Here is a 24,949-nt window from a genome sequence, read left to right as displayed (position 1 = left end):
TTCGCAAATACAGCCTGGCACAAGCGATAAATAAAGACTAAGTGTTGAATCGTTAAAGCAGAGAAAGAAATGCAAAATCGGATTAGTACCCGTTATTAGCGGAGTTGCGCAACCACGCCAAATAAGGCTAACAGATTGCTTAGCCGATAAATTTCCCCTTTTCAGAGGGTTAGCGCTTGCATTTTGTTGCGCAACAAAAGCAGACTTAATTCTTTGCGCGAAGCAAAATAAGCGGCAAAAAGGGCGATTTATAAAACGCTATTTCATCTATATTGGTTATTAGATTAATGCCGTACAGGGCGACACCCTTTTCCATATGGATATTACGTTTTATTATCTACGAAAATGAAATATCGGCAACGGCAATGTTGCGTAAAAGTTACCATGAGGATCAATTCTGCCATGAGCACTGAACGTAGCGTGTTCTATATCTCCGATGGCACCGCCATCACCGCTGAAGTACTGGGCCATGCGGTGCTGTCGCAGTTCCCGGTTATCACCAATAGCGTGACGCTGCCGTTTGTCGAAAATGTGCAGCGTGCTCAGGCGGTTAAAGCGCAAATTAACGCGCTTTATCAGCAAAGCGGGGTACGTCCGCTGGTGTTCTTCTCCATCGTCACCCCTGACGTACGGGAAATTATTCTGGAGAGCGAGGGCTTCTGCCAGGACATCGTTCAGGCGCTGGTCGGCCCGTTGCAAAGTGAGCTGGGCGTGCCTTCGATGCCGGTCGCCCACCGTACCCACGGTCTGACCGCCAGCAACCTGGGCAAATATGATGCGCGTATCGCCGCCATTGATTACACCCTCGCGCATGATGATGGCATTTCACTGCGCGGCCTGGAGGAGGCGCAGGTGATTTTGCTCGGTGTATCACGCTGCGGTAAAACGCCCACCAGCCTCTACCTGGCGATGCAGTTTGGCGTACGTGCCGCCAACTATCCGTTTATCGCCGATGATATGGATAACCTGAAACTGCCGCCCGCCCTGCGTGCTCATCAGCATAAATTGTTTGGCCTGACCATCGACCCAGAGCGTCTGGCGGCGATCCGCCAGGAGCGTGCAGAGAACACCCGCTACGCCTCGATGCGCCAGTGCCGTCTGGAAGTCGGTGAAGTGGAAGCGCTGTTCCGCACCCATCAGATTCGGTATCTCAACAGTACCAACTATTCGGTGGAGGAGATCGCCACCAAAATCCTCGACATTATGGGCCTGACACGGCGTATGTACTGACGTAATGCATTGATTGTGGCGGCGCGTTAACCCGCGCCGCCAGGATTTGTAGTGACTTTTGTAAAGCATGGCTGCCGTCTGTCTGAATTTCCTTTCGCTTTAGCAGGTTGAATTCGCAGACTAATGGTTTATTGTGACCACCATCACTTCCCGGTATTTCACCGCTGCGAAGAATAGATTTTTGAGAATCCCAATGAACAAAACTGATGAACTGCGTACCGCGCGCATCGGCAATCTGATAACGCCAGCCGCTTTAGCGCAACAACACCCCATTTCGGCAGAAATTGCTGCCACCGTCACCTCAGCGCGCCAGCGCATTGCCCGCATTCTGACCGGGGAAGATCGTCGCCTGCTGGTGATTATTGGCCCCTGCTCCCTGCACGATCCCAAAGCCGCGCTGGACTATGCACTGCGCCTGAATGCGCTGCGCGAGCAGTATCAGGATCGGCTGGAAATTGTGATGCGCGCCTACTTTGAGAAGCCGCGTACCGTGGTGGGCTGGAAAGGCTTAATCTCGGACCCCGATCTGGACGGCAGCTTTGATGTGAACCGCGGCATTGCCATTGCGCGCCAGCTGCTGCTCGACATCAATGCGCTCGGTATGCCCACCGCTACTGAATTCCTCGATATGGTGATCGGCCAGTTTATTGCTGACCTGATCAGCTGGGGTGCCATCGGCGCACGGACCACCGAAAGCCAGATCCATCGCGAAATGGCCTCCGCGCTCTCCTGCCCGGTCGGGTTTAAAAATGGTACCGACGGCAACGTGCAGATCGCCGTGGATGCGATCCGTGCTTCTCGCGTCAGCCATATGTTCCTGTCGCCGGACAAAAATGGTCAGATGACCATTTACCAGACCAGCGGTAACCCGCACGGCCATGTGATTCTGCGGGGTGGCCGTCAGCCGAACTACCATGCGGAAGATGTCGCCGCCGCGGCCGCGAATCTGCGCGATTTCAATTTGCCGCAGCAGCTGGTGATCGATTTCAGCCACGGCAACTGCCTGAAGCAGCATCGTCGCCAGCGTGATGTGGCGGAAGATGTCGCGGCGCAGATTCGCGCCGGTTCAGACGCCATTGCCGGCGTGATGATTGAGAGTTTCCTGCAGGAAGGTAATCAGAAGGTGGTGAGCGGTGAACCACTGGTTTATGGCCAGTCGATCACCGACCCCTGCCTGAGCTGGGACGACAGCGCCGAGGTGCTGGCGCGTCTGGCTGCCGCCGTCGACAGCCGGTTTTAATTTTCTACCTTAGCTGGAACAACTGACTTCCAGCGTCTTACCCCACTCGGGTGGCCGTTGGCGCAACTCCGCGCTGACGGCCTCATCACTGAAGGGTTGCTGCAATGCCAGGTGCAGACGCGCCAGCGCCGCCGTTTCGCCACGCTCCACCTCGTCAATCACCTGCTGCGCCAGATAATTACGCAACACCAGCGCCGGATTCGCCGCCTTCATCACCTTTTGCCGCTGCTCATCGCTGGCTTCATCCTGCAACAAACGCTGACGGTAGCCGTCATACCAGCGGTCAAAGCCATCGCGATCGATAAATTCGTCACGCAGCGGCGAACGGGTTTGATGTTGCTGCGTCTCGCTGAGCAGCCGGAAAGTCAGCGTGTAGTCACTGTGCTCCGCCGTCATCAGCGTCAGCAGGCCGGTGAGGATCGCATTGTCATTAGCATCCGGCGTCAGCAGCCCGAGTTTAGCGCGCATCTTCTCGCCCCAGACCCGCATCAGCTCCGGCTCATAGTGGCTGAGCGCCTGTTTCAGCTGATCGGTAGTCATCAGCCCGGACAGCGCATGCGCCAGGCGGTTGAGATTCCACAGGCCAACCATCGGTTGATTGTCGAAGGCATAGCGCCCCTGATAATCGCTGTGGTTGCAGATGAAGCCCGGCTGATAATCGTCAAGGAACCCATACGGGCCGTAATCAATGGTCAGACCCAGCAGCGACATGTTATCGGTGTTCATCACGCCGTGGGCAAAACCCACACTCTGCCATTGGGCAATCAGGCTGGCGGTGCGTTTCACGATATCGGTGAACCACAGCAGATAGCGTTCGGCCTCATCCTGGAGCGTTGGCCAGTGGTGGCGGATGGCGTAATCGGCCAGCTGACGGACCTTATCCTGCTCGCCACCATAGTAGAAATGTTCGAAATGACCAAAGCGCAGATGGCTCTCCGCAATCCGCATCAGCATCGCGCCGCGTTCCTCGGTTTCGCGCAGGACCGGTTCATCGCCAATCGCCAGCGTCAGCGCACGCGTGGTCGGGATGCCCAGATGGTGTAACGCTTCCGAAGCGAGAAATTCACGTACCGTGGAGCGGATCACCGCGCGTCCGTCCCCCATCCGTGAATAGGGTGTCAGCCCTGCGCCTTTCAGGTGCCAGTCCAGTTTGCGTCCATCCGCCAGCCGTTGTTCACCGAGCAAAATGCCGCGGCCATCGCCCAGCTGCCCGGCCCAGACACCAAACTGATGGCCGCTATAGACCTGCGCCAGCGGTGCCATGCCGGGTAATAATTCACGGCCGCTCCAGACGCCATGCCCCTTCCCCAGGAATAGCGCCGGGTCCAGCGCCATGTCCGCCGCCAGCGGTGCGTTGTGGTACAGCAGGCGACCGCCCTGCAATGGGGTCGGGGCCAGCGCACTGTAGAATCCCGGCAACTCCTGCTGCCAGCTATTGGTAAACTGCATAGTCACTCCGCGAGGTGCACAGTTTCCAGGCACCACGTTTGGGTTGAGAATTAACTAATAGTGTAACGCTGACACTGCGGGGAAAACAGGTGAAAGGATTACTGCTGCGACGGGGAGTTAAGATTAACGTCGGGATAAATCAAATCGTTAAGACGTTCCGCTTTGACGCCAGGGAACAGGCTGCCCTGTAAATGGGCGCCAGTCAGCGACGTCACTTTCTCCAGCATTGTTGTATCGTCAATGCCACAAATAATAATCTGCGCCGCGTTATCACTGAAATTGTCGATAACCGTCTGAATAAAGGGTGTAAAGGATGCACGTTTTGCCAGCCCCTGAATAAAATTCTTATCCAGTTTTAACACGCTAAAAAGATTATCGTATACCGCCGTTGCCGGCGATTTTCCCGCGCCAAATTGTGAAAGCGATAAACGAAACTCACCCTGAAGTGCGGCTAACAGCGGATGCGATTTCCCCTGCGATAATTGCGGAAACGTTTCGCTGATATCTAAAACTATAAACGGCAATTGTTTGAATTTCCTTAACAGAAATTCACTCTCCAGCAGCGTTACTGCCATCGCATCATCAATACGTACCAAGGCGGTAATTTGATTTAACTCAAAAAACTCGCGGTACTTTTCCAGCAGCGTAAGCTGGCTCTGTAACAGACGTAACTGCTGGGCATCGTCCAATTGCGGCAACAGCAAATCCTGCGGCAGCGTGATAGGCGCGCTGTCGTGGACGAATTGCGTAACCAGTTCAACGGCGGTTAACTGGCCTGCTAAAGAATAAGCTGGATAAAACCAGGTTTCCGACTGATAGTCGGCAGATAAATGAACTTTCATTTTAACAGCCAGAAGCAGTGGCGATTGGCGCATCGTATATCAATGAATACCCTCAGGCAATAGGACCAAACGTTTGAAGAGAGCAGCTTTTCAGTCTTATTGAGGCTTTTTACCATTGAAATAATCCTTAAGCCAAATAGCCAGCGACTATTATCCTTCCCGGTTAATTAAATTTACCCGATATTGTTAGTATTAAATCGCTCGCGGGTAAAGTGCCATTTTTTAAGAGAGCATTTATTGGGCTTAAGAATTTAATTTAAGTACACAAATCTTTGCGAACGTTTACCTGGCGGGTTTGCAACTAATAGCGGTCAAATACGTCTTGCCTGCCAGAATACTTTGCGCCAGTAAACATTATCCAGCGAAGATCGTGTCACGCCCTGGCTGGTGGAGGCGTGAATAAAGGTATTGTCCGTATCGTAAATGCCAACGTGCAGGCCATTTTCACCACTGCCGGTTTTGAAAAACACCAAATCGCCTGGCAGCAGGTCATTCTTATCAATACGGGTGCCGATATCGCTCTGCGCATCGGTGGAGCGTGGCAGTTGCAAATCGAATTTATCGCGGAAGGTGAGATAGACAAAGCCGGAACAATCGACGCCGCCCCGGTTCAGGCCGCCATAACGATAAGGCGTGCCATGCCAGCGGTTGAGTTGATCATTGAGCTGAGCAATAACGGTGATGGAGTCGGACAGGCGGCCATTAGGCGGTGGCGCATGATGGCTACAACCGGCCAGCAACAATGCCAGGATCACAATCATCAGCCGCATCAGAAAAGTCCTTTAAAATCCGTTGCCCGAGCCACACTTTAGCGGCAAAGCGCCCCGCAGCGCAAGGCATGTCCCTCAGGGTGCCAGCAGCAGCGCGCCCTGGGGCGTCTCAACGCGTTGGAATTCGATGTGGTAGATCGGTGCCAGCTGTTCGGCGGTTAACACGCTGTCGGGCGTTCCCTGCGCCACCAGCGTTCCCTGATGCATCAGCCAGACGCGGTCGGCATGGCGCAGGCTATGGTTAAGGTCGTGGCTGCTGGCAACCATCGCGATACCCGCCTGGCAGAGCTGCGCCAGCAGCAGATCGACCGCCCGCTGCTGCGCCACATCCAGCGCGCTCAGGGGTTCATCCAGCAACAGCAGCTTACCGCGCGGATTCACCGCCGGATGGATTTGCAGCACCACCGCAGCCAGCCGCACCCGCTGCCACTCGCCGCCGGACAGCTGCGTCAGACTGCGCGCCAGTTTGTCCTGCAAACCCAGCGCCTCCAGCACCTGCTTCAGCAGCGCATCGGCCTCAGAGGCGGCATCCAGCAGGTGCATACGTAAATAGTGCCACACCGGCATCTGGCCGGGGGGTGGCTGCTGTTGCGGTAGCCAGGCCCGGACCTGCGCCAGCGCCGCACCGTTCCACTGCGCTAACCGCTGACCGGATAAGCTGATGCTGCCCGTCGCGGGCAGCAGACCGGCCAGCACGTTCAGCAGCGTGCTTTTTCCCGCGCCATTTGGGCCGACCAGATGTACCAGCTCACCAGGTTGCAGGCTGAGATCGACGGGGGCCAGCCGTCCGTTGACGCTGGCCCCCTGACACTGCAACAACATCGCTTAGGCCAGCGCCTGCTTAATGCTGGCAAGGATAGTCGCGTCATCCGGCGTCATATCCGGTGCAAAGCGCGCTACCACCTCACCCTGCTTATTGATCAGGAATTTTTCAAAATTCCACAGAATATCCCCCGGCGCTTTCGGCGCGCGGCCTTTGCTGACCATACGCTCATAGAAGCCGCTTCCTTCCGGGCGCTGTGCCTCAGGCTGTGCCGCCACCAGCTGGCTGTAGAGCGGATGACGGGCCGGGCCATTGACGTCGGTTTTTTCGAACATCGGGAATGTCACGCCGTAAGTGGTGCTGCAAAACGTTTTGATCTCTTCGCTGCTGCCCGGTTCCTGCTCAAGGAACTGATTACACGGGAAGCCGAGCACGCTGAAACCCTGTGCCTGCCACGCTTTTTGCAGCGCTTCCAGTTGCTCGTACTGCGGCGTCAGGCCACATTTAGACGCCACATTCACCACCAGCAGCACCTTACCCTGCCACTGCGCCAGCGTGGTTTTTTCACCGTCAAGCGTAACCAGTTCTGTTTGATAAATGCTCATTGTCGATTCCTGTTGTTGATGCAAAGGGAGCCAGCCGCAGCTAGCGCGAAGATTTTACTAATAACATGATAAACAGCGGTGCGCCGAGGGTGGCGGTGACCACACCAATCGGCAACTCGGCGGAGGTTAATACCAGGCGAGCGAGGATATCCGCGCCCAGCAGCACCGCCGCGCCGGCGAGCGCAGCCGCAGGCAGCAGATAGCGATGATCGCTGAATCCGCTCAGCCGCAGCAAATGCGGGATCACCAGCCCGACAAAACCGATAGCGCCAGCCATCGCGACGCTAACCCCCACCAGCCAGCCCATCGTCAGTACCAGCAGATTGCGCCACAGCAGCATCGGCAGACCGAGCTGACGCGCGGAGGTTTCCCCCAGCGCCAGCAGGTTAAGCACCCGCGCGGTGGCAATCAACACCAGGGTGGCGGGCAGCAGCGCCAGCATCATCCAGCCATAGCGCCAGTCGATACCGCTAAACCCACCCATCATCCAGTACATCAGCTGACGCAGATCGAGGCTGGTGCTGAAGTAGACTGCCCAGGTCATGATGGCGCTACAGATAATGCCCAGCGCGACGCCGGTCAGCAGCAAACGGCTGACGGATAAATGACGATGGGCAAAATGCAGCAGAATCAGCGTAATCAGCAACGCGCCAGCCATCGCCGCCAGCGCCAGACTCCACAATGACCCATTACCGAGCATCACGCCAAGCACCAGGCCAATTCCCGCACCATTTGACACACCGAGCAACCCCGGCTCCGCCAGCGGGTTGTTAAACAGCGCCTGCATCACTACGCCACAAACGGCCAGCGCAGCGCCCACCAGCAGCACCGCGAGGGTGCGCGGCAGACGCAGCTGCCAGACGAACATGTCACCCTCGGGCGAAAACCAGCGCGCCGGAGAGATCCAGCTATCGCCAGCACACAGGCTGATTACCATCAGGATAATAAGTAGCGCGCTCAGCGCAATAAGCCAGCGCTGGCTGCGGCGGTCTGCCTGGCGGGCAAGCTGATCCAGCAGAGTCATAAATAAGATTGGCTGAGAAAACAGAGATTTGATTGTAGTGGGATTACAGCAAAAAGAAAGGTGCGTGATGGCGGTGTCGGGCTGACACCGCCAGGTCTGGCATTAATTATGGTGTGGCGGAACCGGCTGGCCGTTGTGGTCATCACGTTTGTCGTGATTCGGCTGCGGCTTGTGTTGCCCCTGCGGCGGGCGTTTCTGCGGGCCATTGCCCGGATGCTGCGGCTGCCAGCCGTTACCGTTCCAGTAACCGTGCGGGCCTTTCACGCCTACGTTACGGTTATGGTGCTGTTGCCACCATGACGGCGAACGCCAGTCATAGCCATCCCAGTAGTAACCACGTTTGTCTTTATCGCCGATATGAATCGACACACCCGGTGTGTTGATGTTAACGGAAACATTTGCGTTGGCGAGCAGCGGCATACCTAACAGGATGCTTAATAAAAGTGCTGTCTTTTTCATCAGCTTAACCTCTTGTTTTGTGTTGGCGCTGTTATAACAAATGCGCTGAAGAGGTCACTATCAGTCAGTGCCGATTTTCATGCTATTTTCCGCATACTTACGAAATCCTTACAATGTGGAAAAAGCATGGAGGATGGCGATTTTATCGCCAAAAGAAAAAAGGCCGCTAAGCGGCCTTTTTGTTTTACTGAAATCAGTCAGGATCCTTGGGTGACGCGTTCTCTACCCGGCTTTTCAACTTCTGGCCAGGCCGAAAGGTCACCACGCGGCGGGCAGTGATCGGAATATCTTCCCCGGTTTTCGGGTTTCTGCCCGGACGCTGGTTTTTGTCACGCAGATCAAAATTACCAAATCCGGACAGTTTAACCTGTTCTCCGTTTTCCAACGCGCGGCGAACCTCTTCAAAAAACAGCTCGACCAATTCTTTGGCGTCGCGTTTGCTCAGCCCGAGCTTTTCAAACAGGTACTCTGACATTTCAGCTTTTGTAAGCGCCATAGGTTCAATCCCTCAAGGTTGCCTGGAATCGCTCTTTTAATGCCGCAACGCATTTGGCAACGGTCGCGGCAATCTCCTCTTCTTCGAGTGTCCGGCTGGTATCCTGCAAAATCAGGCTAATCGCAAGGCTCTTTTCGCCTTCGTTTACACCCTTACCACGGTACACGTCAAACAAGTTTACGCCAACTACCTGATTTACGCCAACTTTCTTACACTCCGCGATGATATCTGCTGCGGGCACGTTTTCAGCCACTACCACAGCGATATCACGACGGTTCGCCGGGAAGCGTGAAATCTCGCGCGCGTCAGGCAGGACGCGGTCTGCGACCTTATTCCAAAGCAGTTCAAACACTAAGGTGCGGCCGTTGAGATCCAGCTTACGTTCCAGTTCAGGATGAACCACCCCGATAAATCCGATTCGTTCGTCGCGTAAATAAATTGCGGCGCTCTGTCCTGGATGCAGTGCCGGATTCGCCTCTGCACGGAAGGAAATCTCATCCAGCTTGCCGGTCAAATCCAGCAGCGATTCTAAATCGCCTTTTAAATCATAGAAGTCAACCGTCTGACGCGCCAGATCCCAATGCTCTTCATAGCGGTTACCGCTCAACACGCCCGCCAGCATAAGATCCTGACGGATGCCGAGATCAGCCTGAGTATCAGGCACAAAGCGTAAACCGCTTTCAAACAGGCGCACACGGCTCTGCTGACGGTTCTGGTTGTACACCACCGCACCCAGCAAACCGGTCCACAATGACAGGCGCATCGCCGACATATCGCTGGAAATCGGGCTTGGCAGAATCAGCGCTTCTTCGCCCGGATGCAGCAGCTGCTGCACTTTAGGGTCCACGAAGCTGTAGGTAATCGCTTCCTGATAGCCTTTATCGACCAGCAGGGTTTTCGCGCGCTTCAGGGAGAGATCGGCTTCACGATGCTGAGTCATGATCAGGCTGGCTTTTACCGGCACGTCCGGGATGTTGTTGTAGCCATAGACGCGCGCCACTTCTTCAACCAGATCTTCTTCGATAGCCATATCGAAACGCCAGCTCGGCGCGATGGCTTGCCATTCACCGGCCGCGACCGTCACTTCACAACCCAGGCGGGTCAGAATGTCCGTCACCTGCGCATCGGCAATCACATGACCAATCAGGCGGTCCAGCTTCTCGCGACGCAGTCGGATAGTGGCACGCGGCGGCAGTGCAGCCGTATCGGTGTGATCGATCACCGGACCTGCTTCCCCGCCGCAGATTTCCAGCAGCAACTGGGTCGCGCGCTCAATTGCTTTGTGTTGCAGCGCCGGGTCCACGCCGCGCTCGTAGCGGTGTGAGGCGTCGGTATGCAGGCCCTGACGGCGTGCACGACCGGTAATCGCCAGCGGATCGAAGAAGGCGCTTTCGAACAGAATGTTCTGCGTCGCGTCATTCACACCGGAATGCTCGCCACCGAAGATGCCGCCCATCGCCAGCGCTTTGTGGTGATCGGCGATCACCAGCGTGTCGCTGCTGAGTTTCGCTTCGCTGCCATCCAGCAGCGTCAGGCTTTCGCCCTCTTTCGCCATACGCACCACGATACCGCCATCGATACGGTCCAGGTCGAAGGCATGCATCGGCTGACCCAGCTCCAGCAGGACGTAGTTGGTGATATCAACCACCGGGTCGATGGAGCGAATACCACAACGACGCAGCTTTTCACGCATCCACAGCGGTGTTGCAGCCTGTACGTTGACACCTTTCACCACGCGGCCAAGATAACGCGGGCAGGCAGCGGTCGCATCAACACGAATCGGGAACGTGTCTGCGATGGTGGCTTTCACCGGCTCGATAACCGGCGCATTCAGCGGCAGGCCATTAAGTACCGCCACATCACGGGCGATGCCGATGATGCCGAGGCAGTCAGCACGGTTCGGCGTCACGCTGATTTCAATGGTGTTGTCGTCGAGTTGCAGATAAGCGCGGATATCAGTGCCAATCGGCGCATCCGCGGGCAGTTCGATGATGCCGCTATGGTCGTCGGAAATGCCCAGCTCAGAGAAGGAGCACAGCATACCTTCAGACGGCTCACCACGCAGCTTAGCCGCTTTGATTTTGAAATCGCCCGGCAGTACCGCACCCACGGTAGCGACCGCGACTTTCAGACCCTGACGGCAGTTAGGTGCGCCACAAACGATATCCAGCAGACGATCGCCGCCTACGTTGATTTTGGTGACGCGCAGTTTATCGGCGTTCGGGTGTTGGCCGCACTCCACCACTTCACCTACGACCACGCCGTGAAAGGCGCCGGCAACCGCATCAACGCCGTCCACTTCCAGACCGGCCATGGTGATCTGTTCAGCCAGCGCAGCGCTGTCCAGGGCTGGATTTACCCATTCGCGTAACCAGAGTTCACTGAATTTCATTGGATAACCTGCCCTTATTTAAATTGTTTGAGGAAACGTAAATCATTTTCGAAGAAGGCGCGCAAATCGGTCACGCCATAACGCAGCATGGTCAGACGCTCCATGCCCATGCCGAAGGCGAAGCCGGAGTAGATTTCCGGGTCAATACCAACGTTGCGCAGGACATTCGGGTGAACCATGCCGCAACCCAGCACTTCCAGCCATTTGCCGTTTTTACCCATCACATCCACTTCTGCGGACGGTTCAGTGAACGGGAAATAAGACGGACGAAAGCGAATTTGCAGGTTTTCTTCGAAGAAGTTGTTGAGGAAATCGTGCAGCGTGCCTTTCAGGTTGGTGAAGCTGATGTCTTTATCAACAATCAGGCCTTCCATCTGATGGAACATTGGGGTGTGGGTCTGATCGTAGTCATTACGATACACACGGCCCGGCGCGATGATGCGAATCGGCGGCTGCTGGTTTTTCATAGTACGAATCTGCACGCCAGAGGTCTGCGTACGCAGCAGGCGGGTCGCATCGAACCAGAAGGTGTCGTGATCGGCGCGCGCCGGGTGGTGACCGGGAATATTCAGGGCATCGAAGTTGTGGTAGTCATCTTCAATTTCCGGTCCGGTGGCGACCGCGAAACCCAATTCACCGAAAAAGGTTTCGATACGATCGATAGTACGGGTTACCGGATGCAGGCCACCGTTCTCAGTACGACGACCCGGCAGTGAGACATCAATGGTCTCCGCTGACAGACGCGCATTCAGTGCGGCGCTTTCCAGCGTCTCTTTACGCACGGTAAGGCGGTCCTGCACCTGCTGCTTAGCGTCGTTGATGACCGCACCGGCTGCCGGGCGCTCTTCCGCCGGCAGCTCACGCAGGGTGGTCATCTGCAGCGTCAGATGTCCTTTTTTACCCAGGAATTCGACGCGCACAGCGTCCAGAGCGGCGATATCCGACGCCTCGTCGATGGCGGCCGTGGCACGGGCCACCAGGTCTGCGAGTTGGGACATGATTTCCTCTTCTTCCAGTCAGGCTGGTCTGTTCTCGTTGGGATCCGTGGATCCAATGTAGTGTCGCCAGAAACAAAAAAGCCTCCACGAGGGAGGCTTTCAGCGCGATTTTTCGTTTCTTTTCTTATGCGCAAAAGCCCCCGGATGTCAGGCGCTAAAGTAAAAAAAGAAACGGAAAATAGCAGCATTCATGCTTGCGTTACCTTGTCATGATTTGAACGGCACTATTGAAATGCGCGGCGCGTAAAATGTCAATCTTTTGCGTGGTTTGCGGATAATAAAAAAGGGAGCAAGCTCCCTTTTTTACCTGACTTACGCCAGAGCTGATTTTGCTTTTTCGACCAGTGCCGTGAAGGTCACTTTGTCGAATACAGCGATGTCAGCCAGGATTTTACGGTCGATTTCAATGGACGCTTTTTTCAGGCCATTGATGAAACGGCTGTAAGAGATGCCGTTCTGACGCGCCGCAGCGTTGATACGTGCGATCCACAGCTGACGGAACTGACGCTTACGTTGACGACGGTCACGGTAAGCATACTGACCAGCTTTGATAACAGCCTGGAAGGCAACGCGGTATACACGTGAACGTGCACCGTAGTAGCCTTTAGCTTGTTTTAAGATTTTTTTGTGACGTGCGCGAGCAATTACACCACGTTTTACGCGAGCCATGTGACTCTCCTGTTTCTATATTCTGAATTTTCCCTTTATCTTTCGTGCCGCAGCGGCGTTTGAGGCCTTGCTGCAACCCAAAATCTATCGGGAGCTAAAAAAAGTTAACTTATGCGTACGGCAGGCAGGCAATAACCAGACCCAGATCGCCTTTAGACACCAGGCCTTTCGGACGCAGGTGACGTTTACGCTTAGTTGATTTTTTGGTCAGAATATGACGCAGGTTCGCGTGTTTACGCTTGAAGCCGCCAGAAGCGGTCTTCTTGAAGCGCTTAGCCGCGCCACGTACAGTTTTAATCTTTGGCATTTTTACAAATATCCACTTCGCATTGTTAATAAAATGACCCAGACAGGCGAATAAAAATCCGCACAGCGCGAACACTGCGCGGTTTCTATTACTTGAAAGCCTACTGTTTCTTCTTAGGTGCGAGCACCATGATCATCTGGCGGCCTTCGATCTTCGATGGGAAGGATTCGACCACTGCCAGTTCACTCAGATCTTCTTTCACGCGGTTAAGCACTTCAATACCGATCTGTTGGTGCGCCATCTCACGACCACGGAAACGCAGCGTGATTTTGGCTTTATCGCCCTCTTCCAGAAAACGAATCAGGCTGCGGAGTTTTACCTGATAGTCGCCTTCATCGGTACCAGGTCGGAATTTAATTTCCTTAACCTGGATAACTTTTTGCTTCTTCTTCTGTTCCTTAGAAGATTTGCTCTTTTCATAGAGGAACTTGCCGTAGTCCATTATACGGCAAACCGGCGGCTCGGCGTTCGGGCTGATTTCAACTAAATCTACGCCAGCTTCTTCTGCTTTCTCGATAGCTTCACGCAGTGAGACAATGCCAATTTGCTCGCCATCAACGCCAGTTAAGCGCACTTCGGTAGCGCGAATTTCGCCGTTGATACGATTCGGACGCGTCGGTTGTACTCGTTTTCCGCCTTTAATACCTTATTCCTCCAATTGGTGAAGATGTCGGCTGCGAATCTCTTGTTGCAGCTTCTCAACAAACACATCAACGTCCATGGTCCCGAGGTCTTTACCACGGCGGGTGCGCACGGCAACCTTGCCTGCTTCCACCTCTTTCTCACCGCAAACCAGCATATATGGGACGCGACGTAATGTGTGCTCGCGGATTTTAAAGCCTATCTTCTCGTTTCTCAAGTCTGCTTTGACACGAATGCCAGCATTCTGCAATTTCTTTGTCAACTCACTGACATATTCTGCCTGACTGTCAGTAATATTCATCACCACCGCCTGTACCGGAGCCAGCCAGCTTGGGAAGAAGCCAGCGAACTCTTCGGTCAGGATGCCGATGAAGCGTTCCATTGACCCCAGGATCGCGCGGTGAATCATTACCGGCGTCTGGCGATCGTTGTTTTCACCCACATAAGTGGCGTCCAGACGCTTCGGCAGGGAGAAGTCTAGCTGAACAGTACCACACTGCCAGGCGCGGTCGAGGCAATCGTGCAGGGTAAACTCAATTTTCGGGCCATAGAATGCACCTTCACCCGGCTGATATTCAAACGGAATTTCGTTTTCTTTCAGCGCTTCGGCCAAATCCACTTCCGCACGGTCCCACATTTCATCCGTACCGATACGTTTTTCCGGGCGGGTGGAGAGTTTTACCACAATTTTCTCGAAGCCGAAGGTGCTGTACATGTCATACACCATACGGATACAGCTGTTCACTTCATCACGTACCTGATCTTCGGTACAGAAGATGTGAGCATCATCCTGAGTAAAGCCACGCACACGCATCAGACCGTGCAACGCGCCTGACGGCTCATTACGATGACAGCTGCCGAACTCCGCCATACGCAGCGGCAGATCGCGGTAGGATTTCAGACCCTGATTAAAGATCTGCACGTGACCTGGGCAGTTCATCGGTTTGATGCAATATTCACGGTTCTCCGAAGAGGTGGTGAACATCGCTTCTTTATAGTTTTCCCAGTGACCTGTTTTTTCCCACAGCACGCGGTCCATCATGAACGGACCCTTAACTTCCTGGTACTGGTACTCTTTCAGCTTGCTGCGTACGAACACTTCCAGCTCGCGGAAGATGGTCCAGCCGTCGTTGTGCCAGAACACCATACCCGGCGCTTCTTCCTGCATGTGGTAGAGGTCGAGCTGCTTACCGATTTTACGGTGATCGCGCTTCGCCGCTTCTTCCAGACGTTGCAGATAGGCAGCGAGCTGTTTTTTATCGCCCCATGCGGTGCCATAAATACGCTGCAGCATTTTGTTGTTGCTGTCGCCGCGCCAGTAGGCGCCGGAGATTTTCTGCAGCTTAAAATGATGGCAGAAACGCATGTTCGGCACGTGCGGACCGCGGCACATGTCGATGTATTCTTCATGATGGTACAGGCCAGGATGATCATCATGGCTGATGTTTTCATCAAGAATGGTGGTTTTGTAGTTTTCACCACGCGCGGCAAAGACGTCACGCGCCTCCTGCCAGCTCACCTTTTTCTTGATGACGTCGTAATTGGTCTCTGCCAGCTGATGCATACGCTTTTCCAGCTGATCAAGATCTTCCTGCGTCAGGGTGTGTTCCAGATCGACATCATAATAGAAGCCGTTATCGATCACCGGACCGATTGCCATTTTGGTGTTCGGCCACAGCTGCTTGATGGCGTGACCCAACAGGTGCGCACACGAGTGACGGATGATTTCCAGACCCGCGTCATCTTTGGCGGTGATAATCGCCACCTGCGCATCGTCATGAATCAGATCAACCGCATCAACTAACTCGCCATTCACGCGACCGGCAATACAGGCTTTCGCCAGACCCGGACCGATATCCTGCGCGATATCCATCACGCTCACCGGACGATCAAAACTGCGCTGGCTGCCATCAGGAAGAGTAATTACTGGCATTTCATATCCTTAATTGCAGTGGTAAGCCACACGAAAGCCTACATGCAACATTGAGTTTTAATAAGGGTAACCCGGCGTAATGTCAGACCCACATTGTCGGAATGACGCCTGGGAGATAAAGCGCCGGAGATGATAACAGCTTTCAGCCGTAATCAAAACCCGCAGAAAATGCGCTAAGCCTGCGTCAGGTAAAAAAAAACCGCTGCGGGGCATTCACCCGGCAGCGGTTTTCCATCAGACCCGCTTACATCGCGTAAGAGAGCTGAATGGTGGTTTTGGTGTCGGTACGGTCCGGCGCAGAAGACGGCGGATTGTTGTTCCAGGTCACGTTGTAAGCCAGTTTCAGCGCGAAGTGTTCGTTGATCGCCACCTGCAAACCGGTTTCGGAGTTCACCGTGGTGTCTTCACCGAAGCTGGTCAGCACAGACACGCCCTGGATAAATTTGGTGGTGTCAGTCAGCTGCCACTGGTAGCTCAGCGCGCCGTAGCCCAGCGCTTTGGTTTCATGGCCACCGGCGGAGAAATCGTCATAACGCACACCCGGACCGAATTCAGCACGCAGCGAGTGCACCGGACCACTGAGGATCTGACGACCGTAACCGGCAGCCAGTACATCACGCGAATCGTAGCCGTTGAAACGGTCGCTCAGCCAGCTGGCCTGACCGAACAGGTAGTCGGCGCTGTTGAGGTTATAACGGGTACGACCACCGGCACTGTAAGTCTCAGAGGAACGCACATCGTTAGATGAGTTGTTCGCCGCGTTCCCCCACAGGCTGTAAGCGGTGTTGGTCTGATACCACGTCATGTTAGTTGCCGCGCTCAGTGCGGAACTGGTGGTGTTACCGGTCTGCGCCAGATAACCCGCTGACGCGCTGCCTTCGAACGGTTTTTTCGCCGTTGAAGGATCATCCATGGAGGTGAAGACGGTGTTATCTGCAAATGCCTGGTGACAAAATGCTCCAGCAGAGAGCAACAGAACAGCGGACAGCTTGTTAAAGGCTTTCATTTAAATGTGACCCGTACGACAGTTTAAAAAGTGATGAGTCTGAAGAGTTTTCCCGGACGATCAATGCAATTTACGGTAAGTTTTGTAAATAAGTATGAAATGCCGGAAAAAACCAGGTTTCACCCTGGCACCGCGTGCTGAATGGGATTGTTCCCATTAACGGCGCGCATTATAGAGGGCAATTAGCGAAATAGCAGCCGAAATGCTACAAGAATTTTCTGAACGTCCCGCCAGAAATTTTCCCTTCCTCGCCAGCGTGAGTTGCTGCTAATTCGCTCAATCCGCCTCGCTGGTCTACGCTGAAATCTGTTCCAGAACAACGAGGTGAAAGATGAGCGATCATAGCCTGCACCGTTACATCGTGACGTTCCGCTATCAGGAGTCAGGGCTGGGGGATGTGCTGTCCCTGAACAGCACCATGACCAACGCCGGTTACAGCACCACACTCAACGATGATGAAGGTCATCCGCATGAGCTGGGTACCAACAGTTTCGGTGTGATCAGCGCCCTGGATAAGCAGGAAGTGGCGGCTCAGGCTGCCGGATTGGCTGAGACGGCGCTGGAGACGAAACCTGACGTTGAGGTATCAACGCTGGAAGAGTTTTTAAAAGCACAATCGTAACGGGATATGCGAAAAGCGCGTGCGCGTGCTGGTTTTGTTCAGGTTTTGAGCGTTACAATCGAACTTACGCAGCGAATAAAGAGGATTACCCAATGTGGTCAGCCATTAGTCGTCTGTTAAGCGAGTACGCTGGCGATGCCGAAATCACCGAACGCCATGAACTGCCCGGCGGCGATGTTCATCCTGCCTGGCGTATCCGCTATGGCGAGCTTGAGGTGTTCGTCAAATGTAACACCCGCGATATGCTCACCCTGTTCAGCTGGGAAGCTGACCAGCTGGCACTGCTGGCCCGTACCCAGACGGTGCGCGTTCCGCAGGTCTACGGCGTGGGTAACGATCGTGACACCAGCTTCCTGCTGCTCGAGTACCTGCCGCCAGAACCGCTCAATGAACGCACCGCCTTTCAGCTTGGTCAGCAGCTGGCGCATCTGCACCAGTGGAGTGAACAACCCCAGTTTGGCCTCGATTTCGACAACAACATCACCACCACCCCACAGCCCAACAGCTGGTTACGGCGCTGGTCAGTGTTTTTTGCCGAGCAACGCATCGGCTGGCAACTGCAACTGGCGGAAGAAAAAGGCGTCAGTTACGGCGATATGGACCTTATCGTCGATTGCGTCCAGCGCGCGCTGGCTAACCATCATCCGCAGCCCTCGTTATTACATGGCGATTTGTGGCCTGCCAACTGTGCCGGTAGCCCCGGCGGCCCGTGGATTTTCGATCCCGCCTGTTACTGGGGCGATCGCGAATGCGATCTGGCGATGCTGAGCTATTACGCCGACCTGCCGCGACAGATTTATGAGGGTTACCATGCGGTATGGCCGCTGCCGGAAGGTTTTTCGCAGCGTCAGCCGGTATATCAGCTTTATTATCTGCTCAACCGCGCCAACGTATTTGGCGGCAACTGGTCGGGCGAAGCGCAATTTGCCATCGGCCAGTTGCTGGATGAAGATGCGTTACAACGTCAGGCCAGACCGGCCTGACGCCTTACAGCAGGCCGAGTAGTTTCAGCACAAAGTAACCGGCAATGGCGATCACAATCGGCAGAATGTACAGCGGGAATACCTGCAGCAGAATGGTGTGGCGGGGAACGTGGATTTTTTCCTCGAGCTGCGCGCGGTTGCGTCCTTCGCTGCCTTTGGCCTGTTCCAGAATCAACTGATCCTCAATCCCTTCTTTTACATGACGCGACTGACGCCACATACGCGCGCCAGATGCCTGCAAGGCAATACCGACGAAAATCAAAAAGTAGATAATCCAGAAACCGATATTCGTTCCGCCTTTAAATTCCGGCACCGGCGAGTTTTGCCAGAAGAAACCGAGAAACGGCGTATTGAACTTCACCATATCAATCATCACATGGACAAAATCGAGCATCACCGCATCAATGCCGGGCTGCTTTTCACTGTGCTTAAACATGAAACCCAGGATGGAGATAATGGTGGACAGTAGCGCGGGAATAAAAATTACCCAGCCAGCCACTCGCTTAAGGATGGCGATGCGGCCAGCCTGTTGGTAAGTCATGGTGTCTCCCTGAACGGAAAAAGTTTTGTCCTAAGTCTACCTGCACTGCGCCTTTTTTTCCTGAAAAATGCGCGGCATGGTGGCTGGTCGGCTTTCGCGCTGACTCATGTTAAGGTAGGCCAAATTTCAAACGGAGCTGCTGTATGTCATATCGTCGCCCTGTTCTGGCCGCCATTTTTGATATGGACGGATTACTGATCGACTCAGAACCGCTGTGGGATCAGGCCGAACTGGATATTTTTGCCACGCTGGGCGTGGACCTGACCCGCCGCCACGAATTGCCGGATACCCTGGGATTGCGCATCGATCAAACCGTGCGCATGTGGTACGAAGCACTGCCGTGGAACGGACCGGGTCAGCAGGAAGTCACCGATCGCATCATTGCGCGCGCGCTGACGCTGGTGGAAGAGACCCGCCCGCTGCTGCCCGGTGTGGAGCAGGCGCTGCGGTTGTGTCAGCAGCAGGGACTGAAAATCGGCCTCGCCTCGGCGTCACCGCTGCATATGCTGGAACGGGTGCTGGAGATGTTCAACCTGCGCCCCTATTTCGATGTTCTCGCCTCCGCCGAACTGCTGCCGTACAGCAAACCCCACCCACAGGTCTATCTCGACGCCGCCGCGCGCCTGGGTATCGATCCGCTTAACTGCGTGGCGCTGGAAGACTCCTTCAACGGCATGGTCGCCAGCAAAGCGGCGCGTATGCGTTCGATTGTGGTACCGGCGGCTGAGCATCGGGACGATGCGCGCTGGGCGCTGGCCAATGTCCGGCTGGATGACCTGACCCAGCTGACAGCCTCACATCTGCTGGGTTAATCGCCCCCTCGCCCGCTCTGACAGCGGGCTTTTTTTTGTCGACTTGATCGCCTACACAAATAAATAAAACAACGTTTCATTTTTATTGAATTCACGTCCCATCCTGCCTAAGATGCCAACAGACCCGCATCGGGACCTGTTCCTTCTTTTATCAAGAGGCCTGAGATGGACGTACGTCAAAGCATTCACAGTGAGCACGCCAAAACCCTCGACACCGCCGCCCTGCGACGCGAATTTCTGATCGAAAAGATCTTTACCCCGGATGATTACACCCTGACCTACAGCCACATCGACCGCATTATCATTGGCGGCGTGATGCCCGTTCGCCACGCCGTCACCATCGGCAGCGAAGTGGGTAAACAGCTGGGGGTGAGTTATTTTCTCGAACGCCGCGAGCTGGGGATCATCAATATTGGCGGTCCGGGATTGATTGAGGTTGATGGCAACAGCTGGGAGATCGGCCATCAGGAAGCGTTGTATGTCGGTCAGGGCGCGCAGCAGGTGATTTTTCGCAGCGTCGATGCCAGCCATCCGGCGAAGTTTTATTACAACAGCGCCCCGGCGCATTGCCGCTACCCGGACAAAAAAATCACCCTCGATGAAGCGGTGAAAGCCTCGCTCGGTGATGCCGCAACGTCCAACCGCCGGACCATCAATAAATTTATCGTGCCGGATGTGCTGCCAACCTGTCAGCTCACCATGGGGCTGACCCGCCTTGATGATGGCAATCTGTGGAACACCATGCCGTGTCACACCCACGAGCGGCGCATGGAGGTGTACTTCTATTTCGATATGGCCGAGGACAGCGCGGTGTTTCATATGATGGGCCAGCCGCAGGAGACCCGTCATCTGCTGGTACACAACGAGCAGGCGGTGATTTCACCGAGCTGGTCGATTCATGCCGGCGTCGGCACCCAGCGCTATACCTTTATCTGGGGCATGGTGGGTGAAAATCAGGTGTTTGATGATATGGACCACGTCAGCGTTAACGCGCTGCGCTGAAGTTTGGGGAGAAAACCATGATGCAGAATGCTTTCAATCTTGCAGGAAAAATCGCGCTGGTCACCGGTTGTAACACCGGATTAGGTCAGGGTATGGCGCTTGGGCTGGCGCAGGCGGGATGCGACATTATTGGCGTCAACCGCACCGCACCAGATGAAACCGCAGCCAAAGTGGCGGCGCTCGGCCGTCGGTTCTGGTCGATTCAGGCCGATCTGACCCGTCCCTCCCTCGCTCCGCAAGTGGTGGAGCAGGCGGTGGCGCTGGCGAGTCGCATTGATATTCTGGTTAACAACGCTGGCATTATCCGTCGGGAAGATGCGCTGAACTTCAGCGAAAAAGACTGGGATGATGTGATGAACATCAACAGCAAAAGCCTGTTTTTCCTGTCTCAGCAGGTGGCGCGGCAGTTTATCGCCCAGGGCCAGGGCGGCAAGATCATCAACATTGCCTCGATGCTCTCGTTCCAGGGCGGGATCCGTGTGCCTTCTTACACCGCCTCGAAAAGCGCCGTGATGGGACTGACGCGCTTAATGGCTAACGAATGGGCGCAGCATGGCATCAATGTCAACGCCATCGCGCCCGGCTATATGGTGACGAACAATACGGCGCAGATCCGCAGCGATGAGTCGCGCAGCGAGGAGATCCTCGCGCGTATCCCGGCCGGACGCTGGGGCGCGCCAGACGATATGATGGGGCCGGTGGTGTTTCTTGCCTCCAGCGCCTCCGATTATGTCCACGGCTATACCCTGGCCGTCGACGGCGGCTGGCTGGCACGCTAAGCTGCTCTTTTCCCGCGTCATTTCGGCGCGGGTTTCCTCACAAATTCATGCTTAGTTACAGCGTCACATATTCTCATTCACTGGATAAATCCCTATACTGGATGCATCGACAGTTTGCAGCCAGGTTTTATCATGACGGCCGAAGGCCATATCATTTTCGCCATCGCCAGTGCGATTTTCGCTAAACGCGCGGAATTGACGCCCGTGATGGCCAGCGCCGACTGGTGGCACCTGGTGCCGGCTGCACTGCTCACCTGTCTGCTGCCGGATATCGACCACCCTAAATCGGTGCTGGGACAACGGCTGAAGTGGCTATCCCACCCCATCGCCCGCGCGTTCGGGCATCGCGGTTTTACCCACAGTTTGCTGGCGGTGGCCGTCAGCTTATGGCTGTTCCAGCTTAACGTTCCTGCCAGCTGGCCAATTCCCGCCGATGTGTTGCAGGGCCTGACGCTCGGTTATCTCAGCCACATTGTCGCCGATATGCTCACGCCCGCAGGCGTACCGCTGCTGTGGCCCTGCCGCTGGCGTTTTCGTCTGCCGCTGCTTAATAGCCAGAAAGGCAATCAGCTGGAACGGGCGCTCTGCCTCGCTCTGGTGGGTTATGCGCTGTGGTTCCCTCCCGGCATGCCATCTTTTGGTGCAAACGGCTGGCCTGAGCAACTGTTCAGCACGCTACAAAATGGCGTGGGTCGGCTGATAAATAGCCATAACGCGCAATAATCAGACAACATTCAGCATAAAGTTATAATCAATTCCATTTGGATATAAGTCTGCCTGTTTATGAACTGATAACATGCCGCCATTCCTGTTAAGGAATCACACTGTATTCCGCGCCTGACATGGGCAGGCGTGGCAAATCTCTGGAGTAGAGCATGGATTTTCCCCTGATAATTAATCTCGTGGTGTTTGTCGCGCTGCTGATTGTGCTGGCGCGCATCGGTAGCGATCGCTGGAGCCTGTCGAAGCGCGTACTGACCGGACTGGTGTTCGGCGTGCTGTTCGGTCTGGCGCTGCAAACTATTTATGGCGAAAACAGCCCGGTGGTCAAAGCCTCGATAGGCTGGTTCAACATCGTCGGCAATGGTTATGTGCAGCTGCTGCAAATGATCGTGATGCCGCTGGTATTCGCCTCGATCCTCAGCGCCGTGGCGCGTCTGCACAATGCTTCTTCGCTGGGCAAAATCAGCGTGCTGACCATTGGCGTGTTGCTGTTTACCACCGCGATTGCGGCGCTGGTGGGCGTGCTGGTGACCGGTCTGTTTGGCCTCAGTGCTGACGGCCTGGTACAGGGCGCCCAGGAAACGGCGCGTCTGAATGCGATTCAGAGCAACTACATCGGTAAAGTCGCCGACCTCACCGTGCCGCAACTGCTGCTGTCGTTTATCCCGAAAAATCCGTTTGCTGACCTCACCGGTGCCAGCCCGACATCCATCATCAGCGTGGTGATTTTCGCCGCCTTCCTCGGTGTGGCCGCACTGCAACTGTTGAAAGATGACAAGGTGAAAGGTGAACGCGTATTGGTGGCGATTGATACCCTGCAATCCTGGGTAATGAAGCTGGTACGTCTGATCATGAAGCTGACGCCTTACGGGGTGCTGGCGCTGATGACCAAAGTGGTGGCCGGTTCTAACCTACAGGACATCATCAAGCTCGGCGGTTTTGTGCTGGCCTCTTATCTCGGCCTCGCCATTATGTTTGGCGTACACGCGCTGCTGCTGTCGGTTAACGGTATCAACCCGCTGCGTTTCTTCCGCAAAGTCTGGCCGGTGATTACCTTTGCCTTTACCAGCCGCTCCAGCGCCGCCAGCATCCCGCTGAACGTGGAAACGCAAACCCGCCGCCTCGGCGTGCCGGAGTCCATCGCCAGTTTCTCCGCCTCATTCGGTGCCACTATCGGCCAGAATGGCTGTGCCGGTCTCTATCCGACCATGCTGGCCGTGATGGTTGCGCCTACCGTGGGGATCAACCCGTTTGACCCGCTGTGGATTGCCACGCTGGTGGGCATCGTCACCCTCAGCTCGGCCGGTGTCGCCGGTGTGGGCGGCGGAGCCACCTTTGCCGCCCTGATCGTGCTGCCTGCCATGGGCCTGCCGGTCACGCTGGTTGCGCTGCTGATCTCCATCGAGCCGCTGATCGATATGGGCCGTACCGCGCTGAACGTCAATGGCGCAATGACCGCCGGTTCCCTTACCAGCCGCTGGCTCGGTTTGACCGACCGCAAAGTGCTGGAAAGTGACGATCACGCTGAGCTGGCGCATCGTTAATCTCCTGTGGCCCGGTGCGTATCAACACGCACCGGGTCAATCATCGTCCCTGCTTTCCTCCCCAATCCGTACCAATCATGGCGCAAGCGTCAGGAAAGTGTTAAGCATGGTAAATAGAGGAAAAACCAAGCGCTTTTCTCTTGTCTTTTCCTGCTGAAAGGCCAATCCTGCTACCAGTCACAGCAGGAGAAATACCATGAAGAAAGTTATCGCCTCCGTGCTGGCGTTAACCTTATTAACACCAGCCATCGCTTTTGCCCATCCCTGGGGACCCGGCGGTCCAGGACCACACTGGGGTGGACCCGGCCCTATGCACTTCCTGCCCGATGCCGCCACTGCGGTGTTGATTGGCGGTCTGACGTACTATCTGCTTAACGGTAGCTACTACCAGCGTCAGGGTGATACCTACGTAGTGGTGGAACCGCCTCAGTCAGCGCCGGAAGTCGGTATGCGGGTGCTCGACTTCAATGGCAGACGTTATTACGTGCAGGAAGGTCACTACTACCAGCGCGATATTAACGGCAGCTACACCGAAGTGCCGCGCCCCTACGGTTTATAAGCCCCCCAATGCAAAACGGCCCGTCAGTTCAACTGACGGGCCGTTTACTATTCTGCTGCGCTTACTGCGCGGCTTGCGGATCGGTGTCGTAATCTTTACAGCTCTGGAAACCGTAGTTCATTACGCGACCGGTATCGTTAAAGCTGACGAAATAGGTTTGTGGCTTACCATCACGTTCGCCCAGCACATAAGTCTGACAAGTACCACGGGCATGTACCATGGTGATCTCGGTAGACGCCGGCCCCGCAATCTGGCGCACCTGCTCACGGGTCATCCCTTTTTTCACATCCTTCACCACCGGCTTAGTCACGATGCTCTCCGCGCGATCGTAAGCCGTACAACCAGAGAGTGCCGCCAGCGTGAGCGCGGCAGCGATACATCCCAGCACTTTATTCATCTTGTTGTTCCTCATTGTTTTGTCCATGTAAGGCTAAGCCTGGAACATATTTCCCGATTTATCAACTTTATGGACTCGCAATCAGTCATTTCTGAAGCGTCAGGATTGCGTAAAAGTGTCTGTGCTTACCGGCGCGCCTCCGTATAATCCCCCGACGAGAAT

Annotated in this window: 28 protein-coding genes and 1 other annotated feature; of the genes, 10 read left to right on the top strand and 18 right to left on the bottom strand. The window is 55.2% G+C overall.

The annotated features are described in order from the left end of the window. Positions 1-402: 402 nt before the first annotated feature. Positions 403-1,230 (top strand): posphoenolpyruvate synthetase regulatory kinase/phosphorylase PpsR, encoded by an 828-nt coding sequence (ppsR, locus tag AC6I8V_RS09000; RefSeq protein ID WP_497845523.1) that lies wholly within the window; start codon positions 403-405, stop codon positions 1,228-1,230. A 193-nt stretch (positions 1,231-1,423) separates the two neighbouring features. After that, positions 1,424-2,470 carry a 3-deoxy-7-phosphoheptulonate synthase gene (locus AC6I8V_RS08995; RefSeq protein WP_497845522.1) on the top strand — a complete coding sequence of 349 codons (1,047 nt, stop codon included), beginning with the start codon at positions 1,424-1,426 and terminating at the stop codon, positions 2,468-2,470. A gap of 9 nt (positions 2,471-2,479) precedes the next feature. Here the strand turns inward: AC6I8V_RS08995 and AC6I8V_RS08990 are convergent, their stop codons facing one another. From AC6I8V_RS08990 to AC6I8V_RS08915, 16 genes are all read right to left on the bottom strand, one after another. Then, entirely contained in the window at positions 2,480-3,919 is a 1,440-nt protein-coding gene (locus AC6I8V_RS08990; RefSeq protein WP_497845521.1) for a protein adenylyltransferase SelO, read from the bottom strand. Positions 3,920-4,017: 98 nt separating this feature from the next. Then, positions 4,018-4,761 carry an EAL domain-containing protein gene (locus tag AC6I8V_RS08985; protein WP_497845520.1) on the bottom strand — a complete coding sequence of 248 codons (744 nt, stop codon included), beginning with the start codon at positions 4,759-4,761 and terminating at the stop codon, positions 4,018-4,020. Positions 4,762-5,072: 311 nt separating this feature from the next. Further along, complete coding sequence (locus tag AC6I8V_RS08980; RefSeq protein WP_497845519.1) at positions 5,073-5,531, bottom strand: C40 family peptidase; 459 nt, start codon at positions 5,529-5,531, stop codon at positions 5,073-5,075. A gap of 75 nt (positions 5,532-5,606) precedes the next feature. Then, positions 5,607-6,353, bottom strand: coding sequence for a vitamin B12 ABC transporter ATP-binding protein BtuD (btuD, locus tag AC6I8V_RS08975; RefSeq protein WP_497845518.1), 747 nt, complete (start codon positions 6,351-6,353; stop codon positions 5,607-5,609). 3 nt (positions 6,354-6,356) lie between these two features. Beyond that, positions 6,357-6,899, bottom strand: a complete 543-nt coding sequence (locus AC6I8V_RS08970; RefSeq protein ID WP_497845517.1) for a glutathione peroxidase — start codon at positions 6,897-6,899, stop codon at positions 6,357-6,359. A gap of 40 nt (positions 6,900-6,939) precedes the next feature. Then, positions 6,940-7,923: a vitamin B12 ABC transporter permease BtuC gene (btuC, locus tag AC6I8V_RS08965; RefSeq protein ID WP_497845516.1), complete on the bottom strand. Its 984-nt coding sequence runs from the start codon at positions 7,921-7,923 to the stop codon at positions 6,940-6,942. A gap of 102 nt (positions 7,924-8,025) precedes the next feature. Further along, positions 8,026-8,382, bottom strand: a complete 357-nt coding sequence (locus AC6I8V_RS08960) for a DUF2502 domain-containing protein (protein WP_497845515.1) — start codon at positions 8,380-8,382, stop codon at positions 8,026-8,028. A gap of 193 nt (positions 8,383-8,575) precedes the next feature. Further along, on the bottom strand, positions 8,576-8,878 hold the full coding sequence (ihfA, locus tag AC6I8V_RS08955) for an integration host factor subunit alpha (protein ID WP_497845514.1): 303 nt from the start codon (positions 8,876-8,878) through the stop codon (positions 8,576-8,578). Between the two features lie 4 nt (positions 8,879-8,882). Continuing rightward, the gene (gene pheT, locus AC6I8V_RS08950; protein ID WP_497845513.1) at positions 8,883-11,270 is read right to left on the bottom strand and encodes a phenylalanine--tRNA ligase subunit beta; all 2,388 of its coding nucleotides are present in this window, start codon (positions 11,268-11,270) and stop codon (positions 8,883-8,885) included. Between the two features lie 14 nt (positions 11,271-11,284). Next, positions 11,285-12,268 carry a phenylalanine--tRNA ligase subunit alpha gene (gene pheS, locus AC6I8V_RS08945; RefSeq protein WP_497845512.1) on the bottom strand — a complete coding sequence of 328 codons (984 nt, stop codon included), beginning with the start codon at positions 12,266-12,268 and terminating at the stop codon, positions 11,285-11,287. Between the two features lie 71 nt (positions 12,269-12,339). After that, positions 12,340-12,465, bottom strand: a sequence feature (Phe leader region). Next, the gene (pheM, locus tag AC6I8V_RS08940) at positions 12,416-12,460 is read right to left on the bottom strand and encodes a pheST operon leader peptide PheM (protein ID WP_106120997.1); all 45 of its coding nucleotides are present in this window, start codon (positions 12,458-12,460) and stop codon (positions 12,416-12,418) included. (Overlaps the previous feature by 45 nt.) A 115-nt stretch (positions 12,466-12,580) precedes the next feature. Further along, positions 12,581-12,937 carry a 50S ribosomal protein L20 gene (rplT, locus tag AC6I8V_RS08935; protein ID WP_007892678.1) on the bottom strand — a complete coding sequence of 119 codons (357 nt, stop codon included), beginning with the start codon at positions 12,935-12,937 and terminating at the stop codon, positions 12,581-12,583. Between the two features lie 109 nt (positions 12,938-13,046). Next, complete coding sequence (gene rpmI, locus AC6I8V_RS08930; protein ID WP_010275699.1) at positions 13,047-13,244, bottom strand: 50S ribosomal protein L35; 198 nt, start codon at positions 13,242-13,244, stop codon at positions 13,047-13,049. Between the two features lie 100 nt (positions 13,245-13,344). Continuing rightward, positions 13,345-13,887, bottom strand: a complete 543-nt coding sequence (infC, locus tag AC6I8V_RS08925) for a translation initiation factor IF-3 (protein ID WP_497845800.1) — start codon at positions 13,885-13,887, stop codon at positions 13,345-13,347. Positions 13,888-13,890: 3 nt separating this feature from the next. Next, positions 13,891-15,819, bottom strand: a complete 1,929-nt coding sequence (gene thrS, locus AC6I8V_RS08920) for a threonine--tRNA ligase (protein ID WP_497845511.1) — start codon at positions 15,817-15,819, stop codon at positions 13,891-13,893. A gap of 244 nt (positions 15,820-16,063) precedes the next feature. Continuing rightward, entirely contained in the window at positions 16,064-16,825 is a 762-nt protein-coding gene (locus AC6I8V_RS08915) for a DUF481 domain-containing protein (RefSeq protein WP_497845510.1), read from the bottom strand. Positions 16,826-17,156: 331 nt separating this feature from the next. Here AC6I8V_RS08915 and ghoS point away from each other — a divergent pair, with 331 nt between their 5' ends. After that, entirely contained in the window at positions 17,157-17,447 is a 291-nt protein-coding gene (ghoS, locus tag AC6I8V_RS08910) for a type V toxin-antitoxin system endoribonuclease antitoxin GhoS (protein ID WP_497845509.1), read from the top strand. A gap of 92 nt (positions 17,448-17,539) precedes the next feature. Continuing rightward, positions 17,540-18,430 (top strand): fructosamine kinase family protein, encoded by an 891-nt coding sequence (locus AC6I8V_RS08905; protein ID WP_497845508.1) that lies wholly within the window; start codon positions 17,540-17,542, stop codon positions 18,428-18,430. A gap of 4 nt (positions 18,431-18,434) precedes the next feature. Here AC6I8V_RS08905 and AC6I8V_RS08900 read toward each other — a convergent pair whose 3' ends face one another. After that, entirely contained in the window at positions 18,435-18,971 is a 537-nt protein-coding gene (locus AC6I8V_RS08900; protein WP_497845507.1) for a YniB family protein, read from the bottom strand. 143 nt (positions 18,972-19,114) lie between these two features. Between AC6I8V_RS08900 and hxpB the strand changes: the two genes are divergently transcribed. From hxpB to AC6I8V_RS08870, 6 genes are all read left to right on the top strand, one after another. Continuing rightward, a complete protein-coding gene (hxpB, locus tag AC6I8V_RS08895; protein ID WP_497845506.1) occupies positions 19,115-19,783 on the top strand; it encodes a hexitol phosphatase HxpB in 669 nt (222 codons plus the stop codon). Between the two features lie 165 nt (positions 19,784-19,948). Further along, positions 19,949-20,785, top strand: coding sequence for a 5-dehydro-4-deoxy-D-glucuronate isomerase (gene kduI, locus AC6I8V_RS08890; RefSeq protein ID WP_497845505.1), 837 nt, complete (start codon positions 19,949-19,951; stop codon positions 20,783-20,785). A 17-nt stretch (positions 20,786-20,802) separates the two neighbouring features. Further along, positions 20,803-21,564: a 2-dehydro-3-deoxy-D-gluconate 5-dehydrogenase KduD gene (gene kduD / locus AC6I8V_RS08885; RefSeq protein WP_497845504.1), complete on the top strand. Its 762-nt coding sequence runs from the start codon at positions 20,803-20,805 to the stop codon at positions 21,562-21,564. Positions 21,565-21,696: 132 nt separating this feature from the next. Continuing rightward, positions 21,697-22,287, top strand: coding sequence for a metal-dependent hydrolase (locus tag AC6I8V_RS08880; RefSeq protein WP_497845503.1), 591 nt, complete (start codon positions 21,697-21,699; stop codon positions 22,285-22,287). A gap of 152 nt (positions 22,288-22,439) precedes the next feature. Then, positions 22,440-23,831 (top strand): L-cystine transporter, encoded by a 1,392-nt coding sequence (locus tag AC6I8V_RS08875; RefSeq protein ID WP_497845502.1) that lies wholly within the window; start codon positions 22,440-22,442, stop codon positions 23,829-23,831. 196 nt (positions 23,832-24,027) lie between these two features. After that, the gene (locus AC6I8V_RS08870) at positions 24,028-24,390 is read left to right on the top strand and encodes a DUF6515 family protein (RefSeq protein ID WP_497845501.1); all 363 of its coding nucleotides are present in this window, start codon (positions 24,028-24,030) and stop codon (positions 24,388-24,390) included. Between the two features lie 61 nt (positions 24,391-24,451). Here the strand turns inward: AC6I8V_RS08870 and osmE are convergent, their stop codons facing one another. After that, on the bottom strand, positions 24,452-24,787 hold the full coding sequence (gene osmE, locus AC6I8V_RS08865) for an osmotically-inducible lipoprotein OsmE (RefSeq protein ID WP_497845500.1): 336 nt from the start codon (positions 24,785-24,787) through the stop codon (positions 24,452-24,454). Between the last annotated feature and the right edge of the window lie 162 nt (positions 24,788-24,949).

The organism is Pantoea sp. X-Soil-TKNS-1207, assembly GCF_059730485.1.
Note: the sequence above shows the minus strand (reverse complement) of the source record. Positions and strands in the feature narration are given on the sequence as shown.

Coding starts and splice junctions, on each gene's coding strand:
- ppsR (WP_497845523.1), top strand. CDS start 403: ATGAGCACTGAACGTAGCGTGTTCTATATCTCCGATGGCACCGCCATC.
- AC6I8V_RS08995 (WP_497845522.1), top strand. CDS start 1,424: ATGAACAAAACTGATGAACTGCGTACCGCGCGCATCGGCAATCTGATA.
- AC6I8V_RS08990 (WP_497845521.1), bottom strand. CDS start 3,919: ATGCAGTTTACCAATAGCTGGCAGCAGGAGTTGCCGGGATTCTACAGT.
- AC6I8V_RS08985 (WP_497845520.1), bottom strand. CDS start 4,761: ATGAAAGTTCATTTATCTGCCGACTATCAGTCGGAAACCTGGTTTTAT.
- AC6I8V_RS08980 (WP_497845519.1), bottom strand. CDS start 5,531: ATGCGGCTGATGATTGTGATCCTGGCATTGTTGCTGGCCGGTTGTAGC.
- btuD (WP_497845518.1), bottom strand. CDS start 6,353: ATGTTGTTGCAGTGTCAGGGGGCCAGCGTCAACGGACGGCTGGCCCCC.
- AC6I8V_RS08970 (WP_497845517.1), bottom strand. CDS start 6,899: ATGAGCATTTATCAAACAGAACTGGTTACGCTTGACGGTGAAAAAACC.
- btuC (WP_497845516.1), bottom strand. CDS start 7,923: ATGACTCTGCTGGATCAGCTTGCCCGCCAGGCAGACCGCCGCAGCCAG.
- AC6I8V_RS08960 (WP_497845515.1), bottom strand. CDS start 8,382: ATGAAAAAGACAGCACTTTTATTAAGCATCCTGTTAGGTATGCCGCTG.
- ihfA (WP_497845514.1), bottom strand. CDS start 8,878: ATGGCGCTTACAAAAGCTGAAATGTCAGAGTACCTGTTTGAAAAGCTC.
- pheT (WP_497845513.1), bottom strand. CDS start 11,270: ATGAAATTCAGTGAACTCTGGTTACGCGAATGGGTAAATCCAGCCCTG.
- pheS (WP_497845512.1), bottom strand. CDS start 12,268: ATGTCCCAACTCGCAGACCTGGTGGCCCGTGCCACGGCCGCCATCGAC.
- rplT (WP_007892678.1), bottom strand. CDS start 12,937: ATGGCTCGCGTAAAACGTGGTGTAATTGCTCGCGCACGTCACAAAAAA.
- rpmI (WP_010275699.1), bottom strand. CDS start 13,244: ATGCCAAAGATTAAAACTGTACGTGGCGCGGCTAAGCGCTTCAAGAAG.
- thrS (WP_497845511.1), bottom strand. CDS start 15,819: ATGCCAGTAATTACTCTTCCTGATGGCAGCCAGCGCAGTTTTGATCGT.
- AC6I8V_RS08915 (WP_497845510.1), bottom strand. CDS start 16,825: ATGAAAGCCTTTAACAAGCTGTCCGCTGTTCTGTTGCTCTCTGCTGGA.
- ghoS (WP_497845509.1), top strand. CDS start 17,157: ATGAGCGATCATAGCCTGCACCGTTACATCGTGACGTTCCGCTATCAG.
- AC6I8V_RS08905 (WP_497845508.1), top strand. CDS start 17,540: ATGTGGTCAGCCATTAGTCGTCTGTTAAGCGAGTACGCTGGCGATGCC.
- AC6I8V_RS08900 (WP_497845507.1), bottom strand. CDS start 18,971: ATGACTTACCAACAGGCTGGCCGCATCGCCATCCTTAAGCGAGTGGCT.
- hxpB (WP_497845506.1), top strand. CDS start 19,115: ATGTCATATCGTCGCCCTGTTCTGGCCGCCATTTTTGATATGGACGGA.
- kduI (WP_497845505.1), top strand. CDS start 19,949: ATGGACGTACGTCAAAGCATTCACAGTGAGCACGCCAAAACCCTCGAC.
- kduD (WP_497845504.1), top strand. CDS start 20,803: ATGATGCAGAATGCTTTCAATCTTGCAGGAAAAATCGCGCTGGTCACC.
- AC6I8V_RS08880 (WP_497845503.1), top strand. CDS start 21,697: ATGACGGCCGAAGGCCATATCATTTTCGCCATCGCCAGTGCGATTTTC.
- AC6I8V_RS08875 (WP_497845502.1), top strand. CDS start 22,440: ATGGATTTTCCCCTGATAATTAATCTCGTGGTGTTTGTCGCGCTGCTG.
- AC6I8V_RS08870 (WP_497845501.1), top strand. CDS start 24,028: ATGAAGAAAGTTATCGCCTCCGTGCTGGCGTTAACCTTATTAACACCA.
- osmE (WP_497845500.1), bottom strand. CDS start 24,787: ATGAATAAAGTGCTGGGATGTATCGCTGCCGCGCTCACGCTGGCGGCA.